This window comes from Tsuneonella litorea (assembly GCF_025154015.1).
GTDB classification, from domain to species: Bacteria; Pseudomonadota; Alphaproteobacteria; order Sphingomonadales; family Sphingomonadaceae; genus Tsuneonella; species Tsuneonella litorea.
Map to the genome: position 1 here is coordinate 636,360 of NZ_JAOAMV010000001.1, position 13,545 is coordinate 649,904.

The 13,545-nt window shown below is 67.7% G+C and carries 14 protein-coding genes, 2 tRNA genes and 1 riboswitch; of the genes, 3 read left to right on the top strand and 13 right to left on the bottom strand.

The features are described from left to right. Positions 1–88: 88 nt before the first annotated feature. Positions 89–484, bottom strand: coding sequence for a hypothetical protein (locus tag N0B51_RS03030; protein ID WP_259960699.1), 396 nt, complete (start codon positions 482–484; stop codon positions 89–91). A gap of 122 nt (positions 485–606) precedes the next feature. Between N0B51_RS03030 and N0B51_RS03035 the strand changes: the two genes are divergently transcribed. Then, positions 607–2,412 carry a DUF885 domain-containing protein gene (locus N0B51_RS03035; protein ID WP_259960700.1) on the top strand — a complete coding sequence of 602 codons (1,806 nt, stop codon included), beginning with the start codon at positions 607–609 and terminating at the stop codon, positions 2,410–2,412. A gap of 102 nt (positions 2,413–2,514) precedes the next feature. Next, positions 2,515–2,617, top strand: a riboswitch (SAM-I-IV-variant riboswitch). Between the two features lie 48 nt (positions 2,618–2,665). Further along, complete coding sequence (locus tag N0B51_RS03040; RefSeq protein WP_259960701.1) at positions 2,666–2,965, top strand: hypothetical protein; 300 nt, start codon at positions 2,666–2,668, stop codon at positions 2,963–2,965. A 116-nt stretch (positions 2,966–3,081) separates the two neighbouring features. On the opposite strand, the gene N0B51_RS03045 is transcribed toward N0B51_RS03040, so the two are convergent. From N0B51_RS03045 to N0B51_RS03100, 12 genes are all read right to left on the bottom strand, one after another. Next, positions 3,082–3,852: a class I SAM-dependent methyltransferase gene (locus tag N0B51_RS03045; protein ID WP_259960702.1), complete on the bottom strand. Its 771-nt coding sequence runs from the start codon at positions 3,850–3,852 to the stop codon at positions 3,082–3,084. A gap of 454 nt (positions 3,853–4,306) precedes the next feature. Next, a tRNA-Arg gene (locus N0B51_RS03050) sits at positions 4,307–4,383 on the bottom strand. A 62-nt stretch (positions 4,384–4,445) separates the two neighbouring features. After that, a complete protein-coding gene (locus N0B51_RS03055; RefSeq protein WP_259960703.1) occupies positions 4,446–4,847 on the bottom strand; it encodes a DUF3035 domain-containing protein in 402 nt (133 codons plus the stop codon). Positions 4,848–4,852: 5 nt separating this feature from the next. Then, complete coding sequence (lspA, locus tag N0B51_RS03060; protein WP_259960704.1) at positions 4,853–5,386, bottom strand: signal peptidase II; 534 nt, start codon at positions 5,384–5,386, stop codon at positions 4,853–4,855. Continuing rightward, the gene (gene ileS / locus N0B51_RS03065) at positions 5,383–8,286 is read right to left on the bottom strand and encodes an isoleucine--tRNA ligase (protein ID WP_259960705.1); all 2,904 of its coding nucleotides are present in this window, start codon (positions 8,284–8,286) and stop codon (positions 5,383–5,385) included. The genes lspA and ileS overlap by 4 nt, the downstream gene beginning before the upstream one ends. A 48-nt stretch (positions 8,287–8,334) precedes the next feature. Then, positions 8,335–9,261, bottom strand: coding sequence for a bifunctional riboflavin kinase/FAD synthetase (locus N0B51_RS03070; protein WP_259960706.1), 927 nt, complete (start codon positions 9,259–9,261; stop codon positions 8,335–8,337). Further along, complete coding sequence (locus N0B51_RS03075) at positions 9,258–10,436, bottom strand: dipeptidase (protein WP_259960707.1); 1,179 nt, start codon at positions 10,434–10,436, stop codon at positions 9,258–9,260. Before N0B51_RS03075 ends, N0B51_RS03070 begins: the two co-directional genes overlap by 4 nt. Further along, positions 10,433–10,918, bottom strand: a complete 486-nt coding sequence (locus N0B51_RS03080; protein ID WP_259960708.1) for a dihydrofolate reductase — start codon at positions 10,916–10,918, stop codon at positions 10,433–10,435. Before N0B51_RS03080 ends, N0B51_RS03075 begins: the two co-directional genes overlap by 4 nt. Further along, a complete protein-coding gene (locus N0B51_RS03085) occupies positions 10,903–11,958 on the bottom strand; it encodes a 5-(carboxyamino)imidazole ribonucleotide synthase (RefSeq protein ID WP_259960709.1) in 1,056 nt (351 codons plus the stop codon). The genes N0B51_RS03080 and N0B51_RS03085 overlap by 16 nt, the downstream gene beginning before the upstream one ends. Further along, a complete protein-coding gene (purE, locus tag N0B51_RS03090) occupies positions 11,958–12,449 on the bottom strand; it encodes a 5-(carboxyamino)imidazole ribonucleotide mutase (RefSeq protein WP_259960710.1) in 492 nt (163 codons plus the stop codon). The genes N0B51_RS03085 and purE overlap by 1 nt, the downstream gene beginning before the upstream one ends. Before the next feature lie 5 nt (positions 12,450–12,454). Further along, complete coding sequence (gene gpmA, locus N0B51_RS03095) at positions 12,455–13,141, bottom strand: 2,3-diphosphoglycerate-dependent phosphoglycerate mutase (RefSeq protein ID WP_259960711.1); 687 nt, start codon at positions 13,139–13,141, stop codon at positions 12,455–12,457. A 43-nt stretch (positions 13,142–13,184) separates the two neighbouring features. Then, positions 13,185–13,322: a hypothetical protein gene (locus N0B51_RS03100; RefSeq protein ID WP_259960712.1), complete on the bottom strand. Its 138-nt coding sequence runs from the start codon at positions 13,320–13,322 to the stop codon at positions 13,185–13,187. Positions 13,323–13,433: 111 nt separating this feature from the next. On the opposite strand from N0B51_RS03100, the gene N0B51_RS03105 reads away from it, so the two are divergent. Next, positions 13,434–13,508 (top strand) — tRNA-Thr (locus N0B51_RS03105). Positions 13,509–13,545: the final 37 nt, after the last annotated feature.

Consider the following 13,545-nt stretch of genomic DNA (forward strand, 5'->3'; position numbering starts at 1 on the left):
GGAACAGATGTGGAACGCCGTCAACGGCCTGTTTGCGGCGTGCGCTTCCCGTTTCTGCCCGCCGGGCGGATGCCGGCTGGCGCCGCGATCACGCCTTGCGCAGCGGTCCCATGCGGCCCTGTTCGGGCACCAGCGCGAGCAGCGCGGCACGCGCCTGGTGGTATTCGCGCCAGAGCGTGAGCGCGGCGGGGGTCGGGTCCTGTCCGCGCGCCGAGACGGCGAGCAGCGCCTTCACCCCCGGGGTCATCATCGCGGCAAGGTCGGCGACGCCGTTGGTGGCGAGTTCGAGCCGCCAGCCGCCGGCGTCCTTGATCAGCGCGGGAAAGTTGCGGACCTGCGCGCTCGGCGGTTCCGCCGCCAGCCCGGCGAGGGCCGCGACCGCGCCGGCTGCGTCCTGCAGGGCGGCCCACTGCACGCTCATCGCACTCGGTCCCCGCAGGGCCGCGCCTTCTGCGCGAGCGAAATCGGTCGGAGTCGCGTTCATCGTGACCCGAGCGTTAACCCGAGTCGCTTGCCAAATCGCTAATGCAGCCGGGGGGCTGGCCATGGGTGCAAGTCTGCGTCAAGAGCCCGGCGATTGAACCGGAACCGAAGGAAACATCCCCCATGGGTCGCATTGGTCGCATCACCACCATTTCACTGGGAGCTTTGGCGCTCGCCGCCTGCGCCGCCCAGCGCGCGCCGCTGGACAGCGCGCAGGCATCCGCCCCCGCCGAGGCGCGGGACATCGACGCGCTGTTCGCGACCTACGACGAGCGCCAGCTCGCGCTTTCGCCGTTGTCCAAGGCCTATCGCGGGATCCGGGACGAGGATTACGGCAAATGGGGCGACTTTTCCGACGCCGGCGCGATCGCCCAGCAGGCGCTGCTCCAGGACACCGCCGCGCGGATGCGCGCCGCCTATTCGCCGGGTGCGCTGCCGGCCGACGACGCGCTCAGCTTTCGCCTGTTCGACGCGATGGCCAGGCGGAGCGCGCGGTCGTTTCCGTTCCGCGAATACGGCTACGTGTTCGACCAGATGAACGGCGCGCAGAGCGACCTTCCGGCCTTCCTCATCAACATCCACTCCATCGCCGACGCTGGCCAGGCCGAAGACTACGTCGAACGGATCGAAGGCCTCGGCCCGGTGCTCGACACGCTGGCCGCCGAATCGCGCGAGCGCGCCGGCAACGGGGTGATGCCGCCGCGCTGGGTCTATGCCTACGTCATTTCCGATATCGAGAACCTCCTGTCCGCGGGCCGTGACAATGCCGTGCTCACGGACTTCGCGGGCAAGGTCGGCAAGCTGTCGATCCCGCAGGCGGAAAAGACCGCGCTCGAGGCGCGTGCACAGGCGGCGTGGACCGGCTCGGCGCGGCCGGCCTACGAGCGCCTTCTCGCTGAAATGGAGCGCCAGCAGGCGATCGCGGGCACCGACGACGGCGTGTGGCGCTTTCCGCAGGGCCGCGCCTATTACGATGCGCTGCTGGCGAACTACACCACTACCGATCTGACCGCAGACCAGATCCACGCGATCGGCCTGCGCGAGATCGCCCGGATTCACGACGAGATGCGCGCGATCATGCGCCAGGTCGGGTTCGAGGGCACGCTCCAGCAGTTCTTCGAATACGCGCGCACCGATCCGCGGTTCTTCTTCAAGACGCGCGAGGACTACCTCGCCGCGGTCAAGGCCGTGCAGGACAGGATCGAGCCGGTGCTGCCGCAATATTTCCAGACGCTTCCCCAGGCGCCGCTGGTGGTCAAGCCGGTCGAGGCGTTCCGCGAACAGAGTGCGGGCAAGGCATTCTACCAGAGCCCCGCGCCCGACGGCTCGCGGCCCGGCACCTACTACGTCAACCTCTACCGGCTCGAGGACATGAGCCGCAACGAGCTCGAGGCGCTGTTCTACCACGAGGGGCTGCCCGGACATCACCTGCAGCGCGCGATCCAGACCGAGCTCGGCGACGACATGCCGGCGTTCCGGCGGTTCGGCGGGGTGACCGCGTACAGCGAGGGGTGGGGCCTCTACGCCGAGGAACTTGGCAAGGACATGGGGTTCTACACCGATCCCTATTCGGACTTCGGCCGGCTGGGTATGGAGCTGTGGCGCGCCGCGCGGCTGGTGGTCGACACCGGCATCCATTCCAAGCGCTGGAGCCGGGAGCAGGCAATCGAATACCTGACGCAGAACACCCCCAACCCCGACGGCGACATTCGCAAGGCAATCGAACGCTACGTGGTCTATCCGGGGCAGGCGACCGCTTACATGATCGGCAAGCTCAAGATCATGGAACTGCGCGAAAGAGCGCGGAAGGAGCTCGGCCCGGCGTTCGACATCCGCGCCTTCCATGAAATCGTGCTGGGGAGCGGGCCGGTGCCATTGTCGATCCTCGAGGAGAACGTCGACGCCTGGATTGCCACCCGGGGCGGATGACGCGCCGGGGTCCGACCTTGCCAGGCGCTCGATCGTGCGATCCCGCATCGCGGCCGCGACGAATTGTCGGGTTGACCCGTGCCGTGCAGCCGTGATCTAACGAAAGGGCATCAGGAGTGGGGCGTGTCGCCCTCGCCAACCTGCCAATCCGGGCAAGGTGGCTCTCGCGAAGAGGATGCGGCCGATGGCAACCAAGCGGTGTTTTCCTCTCGTGCGCGTGTTCAACCTCCTGCTGGCAAGGGAGTGACGGCGCGTGGACGTTCATTGGAAATCGGGCGATCTTGCCCTCTGCATCAAACACAGCCGCTGGCGCGATCGGGCGACGGGCGAATATGTCGATCACGGGCCCCGCGCGGGCAGCGTCCATGTCGTGCGCGCAGTCGGACAAAGCGACTTTCCCGACGCAGGCATGGCGACCACCCTCCTCTTCGCCGAATGGGGCGGGGATCAATTTGCCGCCTACCGCTTCGTAAGGCTGGATCCGGGCGAAACCACCGAATCGCACGCGGCGAGCCGGGTTGCCGTACCGATTGCCATCGGCGTCGATGGCTGACGGGCGGGTCCGGGAGGCCTGGCGAGAAGGCAAACGATGACGGCCGCCGGAAGCGGCCATTCCCGTGCAAACTCGGCTAAGTCCTGCAATTCAGGCCACTGCGCGCGACCGCCTTCTCAGAGGTCGGATTTCCTGGTCGCTACGACCCGATATGCGAAACACAGGCTGTTGCGGGAAGTCTCGGTCGGCGTGCGCGAATTGAAGAACAGGAAGGCCGGCAACAGCGCGAGCTTCGCGAGGAAGGAATGCGTCAGCGCGGATCGGCCCAGCTCGTAGGCCATCCACGCATAATAATCGCCGACCTGGTCCAGGCGTTCGATCTCGAATCCGGCCTGCGGGAGAATCGTTTCATACCAGCGGTCGCTCAATCCGGTCTGGAAGAAGAACGGGTCCATGTGGCGAAGGCACGCGCTGGGCGCTGTCAGGATCAGGGTACCGCCGGGTTTCAGAAGTCGCGCGAACTCGCGCACGGCTTCGATGGGGTAGGGAATGTGTTCGAGCACCTCGGTGCAGAGTATCGCGTCGAAATACGCGTCGCGTTCGTCGATCGACCAGATGTCACCGACGTAGTCGAGCTTGCCGTACCGATAACCCTCGTCGGCGTATCCCGAAACCTCGTTGCCCTCGAGAAAGGGGGTCACGAAGGTTCGCTTCGCTTCGTTCTCGAACGCGCCGAAATCCTGCGCCTTGTAGGTGAGGTGCGCGCAATGCGCCCTGAATCGCTGACTGCCGCATCCCGCGTCGAGTATCGTGCCGCCAGCGGGCAAGGCGGCGAGCTGCTCGATGATATACGCATCGAGATTGCTCTGGAAATCGAAGTGCTTCAACAGTCCGTTCAGGCCGGGGACGCGCCGAACAAGGTTCTTGATGCTCGCTGCCGCTCTCATCGAGCCAGCCCGGTGTGACGTCCGATCGGGCGCGTTGCCCCTCGATCGGCGTCTGCACTGCAGATGCCCGCGACAAAGGTTTCGAACTGGGCGCAAGGCCCGCTCACCGGCGCGTCAGTCCGCACGCAGCGTAACGGGGGTAATTCCCGCATGCCCGTCCGGCATAAACGCGGCGTCAGCGAAAACTGCCTGCGGTAATCGAAAGGCAGGCTGCGACATTGCACGATCGGCGGAAAAGGAACCTCCCAAATCGACTTCCCCGAAGAAAGGTTCGACCTGTCGAACGGTTCCGGACATCTGCAGCATGATCCTGCATCGCGACTGTTAACCCGTTGAATAATTTATTCAAGAGGCGGGCGAGTGCAACGCGGCCTCAGATACAGTGACGGCCCATCAATTGCTGTTGAAAGCCAACCATCGGCCTACGATGCGACGTTCCCCGACGATCGGACGATGGCGCACCCGACAGGATTCGAACCTGTGACCTCTGCCTTCGGAGGGCAGCGCTCTATCCAGCTGAGCTACGGGTGCTTCGGTCGCGGGCGCTTAGCAAAGCGATCTGCTGTGCGCCAGCGGCTTGTCGATCGAAACGGTCAGCCCGGGATCACCGCGCTCGCGCCCTGGCCGTCGCCTTCGGGGGCGGCGATGATGTCGCGGGTCACGCGGCCCTTGGCGACCGTGTTCGTCTGCGGGTCGCCGACCGCGGTGCGGATGCCGGGTTCGGCGACGCCGGCACGGTCGAGCGCGCTGGTCTCCACCGCGCTGCGCGGAGCGGGACCGCCGAAAAGCGCATCGAGCGCCTGTTCGGCCGCGGTGCCCTCGGTCGGGCGCGGCGCGCCCGGCGAAGGGGGGACAAGGCTGAAGTCGGGCGGCACCACCAGCGGCGCCTGGCGCTGCACGGCGAATTCGTCCGGCCGCTCGCGGTTGAGGATGCCGCCGCTGCCGCAACCGGCAAGCGCGAGGCACGAAAGGGCGATGAAGACGGTCTTGCGCATGGAATCTAGCTCTCGTTTCCGAGTTTCGGGGCCGGGTCGGCCGGTTTGTCGGCTGCCTTGTCGCCTACGAAGAGCGATCGGGCAAGGATGATCAGCACGCCGATAGTGATGGCGGCATCGGCGATGTTGAAGATGAGGAACGGGCGGAAGTCGCCGAAGTGCAGGTCGAGGAAATCGACGACGTAGCCGTACTCGTACCGGTCCTTGATGTTGCCGAGCGCGCCGCCGAGGATCAGCGCGAGCGGCACGATGTCGGCGAGCTTCCTTTCGCGCACCAGCCACACCGTGACGACCGCCGCGATCACGCCGGTCACCCCGACCAGGATCCAGCGCATCTGGTCCGTATCGGCGGTGAACATGCCGAGCGAGACGCCGTAGTTGTGCGTCAGGGTGAACTGGAAGAACGGCAGCAGGTAGTGCGACTGCCCAAGGCCGAGCTGCAATCCGTCGAGGATGTAGGTCTTCGTCGCCTGGTCCGCGGCGAACAGCACCACCGCGATGGCGAGGCCGACCAGCCGGTTGCGGGTGAGCGGGCTCATGCCGGCACCTCTTCGCCCACGACGTCGGCGCAGCGCGCGCAGAGGTCGCCGTCCGCGTCCACTTCGGGCAGCAGCCGCCAGCAGCGGCCGCACTTGTGGTCCTGGGTACGGGTGACGGTCACCGCGTCCCCATCGCCCCGGCGGACTGTCGCGGTGATGAACAGTTCGGCGAGCTGGTCGTCGGAGAACCCTTCGGGCACCGCGGCGGAGGGAACGGACACCTCGGCCTCGAGCCCCGAACGCACGACCTTGTCGCGGCGCAGCGGCTCGATCGCCTCGGTCACGCGCTCGCGCAGGTCGCGGACGGCATCCCACTTTTTGTCCGAAGTGTCCGCGTGCTCGATCTCCGGCCATTCCAGCAGGTGCACGCTGCCGCCCTCCGGATAGCGCGTGCCCCAGACTTCCTCGGCGGTGAACACGAGGACCGGGGCGGCATAGCGGACGAGCGCGTGGAACAGCGTGTCGAACACCGTGCGCACCGCGCGGCGCCTGGTGCTGCCGGGCACGTCGCAATAGAGCGAATCCTTGCGGATATCGAAGTAGAACGCCGACAGGTCCTCGTTGCAGAAGTCGATCAGTGTGCGGACGTAGGTGTTGAAGTCGTAGGTCTCGGCCGCCTCGCGCAAAGTGGCGTCGACGTCGCCGAGCAGCGCGAGGACGTACCGTTCGAGCTCGGGTATCTCTGCGGCCGGCAACCGCTCGGCCTCATCGAACCCGTCGAGCGCGCCGAGCAGGTAGCGGAAGGTGTTCCTGAGCTTGCGGTACTGGTCGGCGACGCCTTTCAGGATCTCGTCGCCGATGCGGTGGTCCTCGGTGAAGTCGACCGAGAGCGCCCACAGCCGGATGATGTCGGCGCCATAGGTTTCCATGACCTTGATCGGATCGACCGTGTTGCCGAGGCTCTTGGACATCTTCATGCCCCTGGCGTCCATCGTGAAGCCGTGGGTCAGGATGCGGTCGTAGGGCGCGCGGCCGCGGGTGGCGCACGATTCGAGCAGCGAGGACTGGAACCAGCCGCGGTGCTGGTCGGACCCTTCGACGTAGATGTCGGCCGGCCAGCTCAGGTCGGGCCAGCGGGCCTTGTCCTCGAGCACGTAGGCGTGGCTGGTGCCCGAATCGAACCACACGTCGAGGATGTCGGACACCGGCTCCCACTCCTCGTGGTCGTATTCGTCGCCGAGGAAACGGTGCGCGGTCTCGGGCGTCCAGGCGTCGATACCCTCGGCGCGCACGGCATTGACGATGCGCGCGTTCACCGCCTCGTCGACGAGGTAGTCGCCGGTCTTGCGGTTGACGAAAAGCGTGATCGGCACGCCCCACGCGCGCTGGCGGCTCAGCACCCAGTCCGGCCTGCCCGCGACCATGCTGCTGATGCGGTTGCGGCCCTTTTCGGGAGTGAACTGGACCCGCTCGATCTCGGCCAGCGCGATCTCGCGCAAGCTGGGCGAGCCGGCGGTGGCTTCCTCGTCGATCGTGTCGTCGCCACCCTCGTTCTCCCAGCGCTGCTCGGCGCTGCTCAGCGCGGGCAGGTGCGCGAGCGGCTTGTCCATCGGCACGAACCACTGCGGGGTGCAGCGGTAGATGACCTTGGCCTTCGATCGCCACGAGTGCGGGTAGCTGTGCTGGTAGTCCTGCGATGCGGCGAGCAGCGCGCCGGCCTCGCGCAGGTCCGAACAGATCGGTCCGTCGGGGGCGTTGAACTTGGGGTTGATGACCGACCCTTGCCCGCCGAGCCAGCCCCAGTCGCTACGGTACTTGCCGTCGCCCTCGACCGCGAACTTCGGGTTAAGCCCGTGCGCCTTGCACAGGTCGAAATCGTCCTCGCCGTGGTCGGGCGCCATGTGGACGAGCCCGGTGCCGCTGTCGGTGGTGACGAAGTCGCCCGGCAGGAACGGCCGCGGCTCGGCGAAGAACCCGCCGAGGTGGTGCATCGGATGGCGGGCGACGGTGCCGGCGAGGTCGGCGCCTTTGAAGGTGGCGAGCTGACGAAAGCGTCCGGTCAACTCAGAACGTTCGTCATCGATCTCGCGCGAAATGCCCATACGCTTGGCAAGTTCGCCAACCAACTCCACTTCCGCAACGACAAGACCCCTGCCGAGCTCATAGAGGCCATATTCGACCTCCGGCCCATAGGCGATCGCCTGGTTCACCGGGATCGTCCACGGCGTGGTGGTCCAGATCACCGCGTGCGCGCCGACGAGTTCGGGTATCGGGCTTTCCACGATCTCGAACGCCACATCGATCTGCGTGGAAACGATGTCCTCGTACTCGACCTCGGCCTCGGCCAGCGCGGTCTTTTCGACCGGGGACCACATCACCGGCTTGGCCCCGCGATAGAGCTGGCCGCTTTCCGCGAACTTGAGCAGCTCGGCGACGATCGTCGCCTCGCTCTCGGGCTGCATCGTCAGGTAGGGATTGTCCCAGTCGGCCATCACGCCGAGGCGCTTCAGTTGCCCGCGCTGCACGTCGACCCAGTGCTGCGCATACGCGCGGCACTCGGCGCGGAATTCGAGCAGCGGGACCTCGTCCTTGTTCTTCTTCGCCTTGCGGTACTGTTCCTCGACCTTCCACTCGATCGGCAGGCCGTGACAGTCCCACCCGGGCACGTAGGGCGCGTCCCTGCCCAGCAGGTTCTGCGTGCGGCAGACCATGTCCTTGATCGTGTGGTTCAGCGCGTGGCCGATGTGCATGTCGCCGTTCGCGTAGGGCGGGCCGTCGTGGTACATGAACTTGGGTCGGCCGCGGCGCACGTCGCGCAACTGCTCGTAGAGCTTCTCGGCCTCCCACCGCGCGGCAATGGCCGGCTCCTTCTGCGGCAGCCCGGCCTTCATCGGAAAGTCGGTCTTCGGCAGGAAGACGGTGTCGCGGTAATCGCGTTTGGGGTTGTCGGCTTCGCTCATGGCGAGAGGGCCGCTAGCGGAAGGCGGCGCCGTAGGAAAGTTTTTGGTTCACCCGAGCAGTTCGCGCGCCCGGTCGCAGTCCGCTTTCATCTGCGCCATCAGGGCGTCCAGCGAATCGAACTTCGCCTCCGGCCGCAGGAAATGGTGGAATGCCACCTCGATCTCCTGACCGTAGAGATCGCCCGAAAAGTCGAAGAAGTGGGGCTCGAGCAGTTCCTTGGGCGGATCGAAGGTCGGCCGCACGCCGATGTTGGCCGCGCCCTTCAGTTCCTGCCCGGTGCTGAGCACCCTGCCCGTCACCGCGTAGATGCCGAAGCGGGGGCGCAGGTACTGCTCGAGCGGCAGGTTGGCGGTGGGATAGCCGATCTCGCGCCCGCGCTTGTCGCCGTGCTGGACGACGCCGCGGATCGCGAACGGGCGGGTGAGCAGGCGCGTCGCGGCCAGGCAGTTGCCCGCCTGGAGCGCGGTGCGCACCCGGCTGGAGGAAACCGGCTCGCCGCTCTCCATCACCGGTGGAACGGCCCGTGTCTCGATGCCGGCCTCGCGCCCGAGGTCCGCGAGCACCTGGCGATTGCCGCCCCGGCCCTTGCCGAACGTGAAATCCTCGCCGGTCACCACGCCGGCGGCGCCGATCCGTTCGTGGAGGAGCACGTTCACGAAGTCCTGGGCGGTGGTGCTCGCCAGCTCGCGGTCGAAATGGAACACCAGCATCGCGGTTGCGCCCGCGGCGAGATAGAGTTCGTGCCGCTGTTCGAGCGTGGTGAGGCGGAACGGCGGTGCGTCGGGCTTGAACAGGCGCACCGGGTGGGGATCGAAAGTGGCGACGATGCTCGGCCGTCCCTCCTCGCGCGCCCAGCCGATCGCCTCGTTGGCCACTGCCTGGTGGCCGAGGTGGAACCCGTCGAAATTGCCGAGCGCGATGATCGCGCCGCGCAGCGATTCGGGCATCGGCGCGCGATGGTCGAGCCACCTCACGGCTCGACCCTCCTGGGGGCGATCCCGGCACGGATGACCCGCAGCGCGTTGAGCCCCATCGCCTTGCGGATTTCGCCTTCCGAGAACCCCTCGTCGAGCAGCGCCTGGGTCACCTGCGCGAGCTGCCCCGTGTCGAAGCGCACCGTGGTCGCCCCGTCGTAGTCGCTGCCGAGCGCCACGTGGTCGATCCCGACGAGGTCGCGCACGTGCTTCATCGCCCGCGCCGCGGCGCGCGGATCGGTCGAACAGACCGCCCCTTCCCAGTAGCCGATGCCGATCACGCCGCCCCTGCGAGCGATCCCGCGGATCTCGGCGTCGGTCAGGTTGCGGTTGACCTTGCACGTCGCCTGCACCCCGCCATGGCTCGAGACCACCGGGCGCCGCGCCATCGCCAGGATGTCGGCGACGCAGGCGTGGCTGCAATGCGCGACGTCGACGATCATGCCGAGCTGTTCCATCTGCCGGATCGCCTCGCGCCCCTTGTCGGTGAGGCCGCCCTTGTCGAACCCGTGCATCGACCCGGCAAGGTCGTTGTCGAAGAAGTGTGTCAGGCTCGCCATGCGAAAGCCCGCGGCGTGGAGCTTGTCGAGCCGGGCGAGATTGCCCTCGAGGTCGTGCAGCCCCTCGATCGAGAGCATCGCGCCGACGGGGCGCGCGGCGGCATCGCGCGCGGCGACCAGACCGTCGACGTCGGCCGGTCCCGCTACCGGCACCAGCTTTCCCCCCGAGCGGCTTTCCGCGTCCCTCAGCTTGGCCGCATGGTAGAGCGAACGGCGATAGAGCGAGGTCCAGGTATTGGGCGGCTGGAGCTGCGCGAAGACCAGCGGGGTGATGTTGTCGGTATCGCCCCCGTTGGCGTCGTAGTTCTGTCCCTTGGGCGTCTTCGTCACGCTCGAGAATACCTGCAGCGCGACGTTGCCGCGTTCCAGCCGCGGCAGGTCCATGTGTCCGCGTTCGGCGTCCGACAGCAGGTTACGCTTCCACAGCAAGGTGTCGGAATGCAGGTCGACGATCGTCAGCGTGGCGTGCAGCGCCTTCGCCTCGTCTGAGACACGGACCAGCGGTTTGCCGTCGATCCTGTTCATCGCATTCTCGGCCAAGCCGGGTCCCAGCACGAACAGTCCGCCAAGCGCGGCGACGACGAGCAGCGCGAGGGCGATGTGCCACTTTCTCACGATACGCGCTCCAGCCTGACAAAGCTGTAGGCCGGCGTCTCGCCGTCGGCGACGTGGTCCTCGCGCCAGGTTTCGCGCCATTCGGAGCCGAACGGGGGAACGCGGGTATCGCCGTCGACGTCGGCGTGGACTTCGGTCAACTCGATGCGGCTCGTGTGCGGCAGCATGAGCCGGTAGATCTCCGCTCCGCCGACGATCGAGACATCGCCCTCACCCGCCAGCGCAAGCGCCTCCGCGGCCGAGTGGGCGACCTCGGCGCCGGCGGCGCGCCAGTCGCGGCTGCGGGTCAGCACGACGTGGCGTCGGCCGGGCAGAGGCTTGCCGAAGCTTTCGAAGGTCCTGCGGCCCATCACCATGGGCTTGCCCAGGGTAAGCGTCTTGAACCTCTTGAGGTCGGCGGGAATGCGCCACGGCAGCGCCCCGTCCCTGCCGATGATCCCGTTGTCGGCGCGCGCGAGAATGGCGGTTACCTGGCGTGCCATGTGCGCGTCACGTGGCCCATCTTGCGGCCCTCGCGCGCCTCGGACTTGCCATAGAGGTGGAGGTGCGCGTGCGCGTCCGCCAGCGCCGCGTGCGCGGTCGATACGTCGCCGATGAGGTTGTCCATCACCGCGCGGGACACCACCGTCGCCGTGTCGCCGAGCGGCAGGCCGGCCACCGCGCGGACGTGGTTCTCGAACTGGCTCGTCGCCGCGCCCTCGATCGTCCAGTGGCCCGAGTTGTGCACCCGCGGCGCCATCTCGTTGAACACCGGGCCGTTGCGCGTCGCGAAGAACTCCAGCGTCAGCACGCCCACATAGCCCAGCGCGTCGGCGACCTTGCGGGCGAGGCCTCGCGCGGAGTCGACCTGCGCCGCGACCGCATCGCCCGGCGGCCACAGCGATTGCGACAGGATGCCGTGCGCGTGCCGGTTCTCGGTCGAATCCCAGAACCGCACCTCACCGTCCGCCCCGCGCACGAGGATCACCGAAAATTCCGCTTCGTGCTCGACCCACCCCTCGTAGACGCAGGGGGCTTGCGGCAGACGGATCGCCTCGGCGTCGCGCGGGGAATGCACGCGCCACTGGCCCTTGCCGTCGTACCCGTCGCGTGCGGTCTTGAGCACGCCCGGCGTGCCGATGCGGTCGAGCGCGCGAACGAAATCCTCGGCCGAGTGGACCGCGGCGAACGGCGCGGCGCGCCCGCCCAGGTCCTCAACGAAACGCTTTTCCTTGAGCCGGTCCTGTGCGGTCTCGAGCGCGCGCAGGCCGGGGGCGATGCGGCCCTCGAGGAACTGCAGCGGGCCGGTGGGCACGTTTTCCCACTCGAAGGTGATCGCGTCGCAGGCATCGGCAAAGCGCGCCAGCGCGAGCGGGTCGGTGAACGGTGCGACGGTGACCTCGGCGGAAACCTCTGCGGCCACGCTGTCCCGCTCGGGGGTATAGACATGACAGCGATAGCCGAGCGGCGCCGCCGCCATCGCCAGCATCCGGCCGAGCTGGCCGCCGCCCAGGATCCCGATCGTCCCCCCGACAGGCAGCATCAGTCCTCCGGCGCCTCGGCGACTGCGGCGGTGCGCGCCGCGCGCCAGTCCTGCAGGCGGCGCGACAGGTCGTCGTCGCCGAGCGCGAGGATCGCGGCCGCCATCAGCCCGGCGTTGGTCGCGCCGGCCTCGCCGATCGCGAGCGTGCCGACCGGCACGCCGGCGGGCATCTGGACGATCGACAGCAGGCTATCGAGACCCTTCAGCGCCTTCGACTTCACCGGCACGCCAAGGACCGGCAGGTGGGTGAGCGCGGCGATCATGCCGGGCAGGTGCGCCGCACCGCCCGCGCCGGCGATCACGACCCTGAAGCCCTCGCCCGCCGCGCCCTTGCCGAACTGGTGCAGCCGGTCGGGGGTGCGGTGCGCGGAGACGACCCGCGCCTCGTGGCTCACGCCCAGCTCGTCGAGCACCTCGGCGGCGCACTTCATCGTGTCCCAGTCGGACTGGCTGCCCATCACGATCGCGACGTCTGCCCCGGAAGCGGTCATGGGATTCAGGTATCCTTGAGGTAGCGCCGCTCGCCCGGCGTCATTGAGGCGTCGAATTCGTAGACGATCGGCTGGCCGGTGGGAATCTCGAGCCCGGTGATGTCCGCGTCGGAAATGCCCGACAGGTGCTTGACGAGCGCGCGCAGGCTGTTGCCGTGCGCCGCGACCACGACAGTCTCGCCGGCGGCGAGCTGCGGCACGATCGCGCTCTCCCAGTAGGGCAGCACGCGCTCGATGGTGAGCTTGAGGCTTTCGGTCCGCGGCACGTCGATCCCGGCGTAACGCGGGTCGGCGGACAGGTCGTATTCGCTCCCCGCCTCCATTTCGGGCGGCGGCACGTCGAAGCTGCGGCGCCAGACGTGGACCTGCTCGTCGCCGTGCCTGTCGCGGGTCTCCTGCTTGTCGAGCCCGGTCAGCCCGCCGTAGTGCCGCTCGTTGAGGCGCCAGTCCTTGGTCTCGGGTATCCACAACCGCCCGCAGGCCTCGAGCGCGAGGTGGAGCGTCTTGATCGCGCGGGTCTGGAGCGAGGTGAACGCGACCGTGGGGAACACGCCCTTTTCCGCCAGCAGCTCTCCCGCGCCGATCGCCTCGGCCACGCCCTTGTCGGTCAGGTCGACGTCCCACCAGCCGGTGAAACGGTTTTCCAGGTTCCACTGGCTCTGGCCGTGGCGGATCAGGATCAGCGTGGACACGCGCGGCGGCTCCATCGGGCGAGGGTGGTTGCGGGTCCCGCCCCTAGCTTTGCTCGCCCTCTTTGGAAAGGCTGGGCTTTTGTGCCGCCATTTCGCGCGACTGGGCCTTTCGCCGGCGCAGGTTCTCGCGCAGCTTCGCGGCCAGTCGTTCCTCGCGGGTCGGTTTGTCGCTGCCGGTCATCGCGTTCGCGGCCTTGCCGCTGCGCGTTCCGCTTGACAAGAGAGGGGCGCACTGTAAGGCGCGCCCGCTCACCGCCGCGGCCCCGCGCCGCGCGGATCGACCGATGGTCACGCTGCTGTAGCTCAGAGGTAGAGCACTCCCTTGGTAAGGGAGAGGCCGAGAGTTCAATTCTCTCCAGCAGCACCATCGACCCGCTTCCCTTTCGCTGTCGGCTGCATTCGAT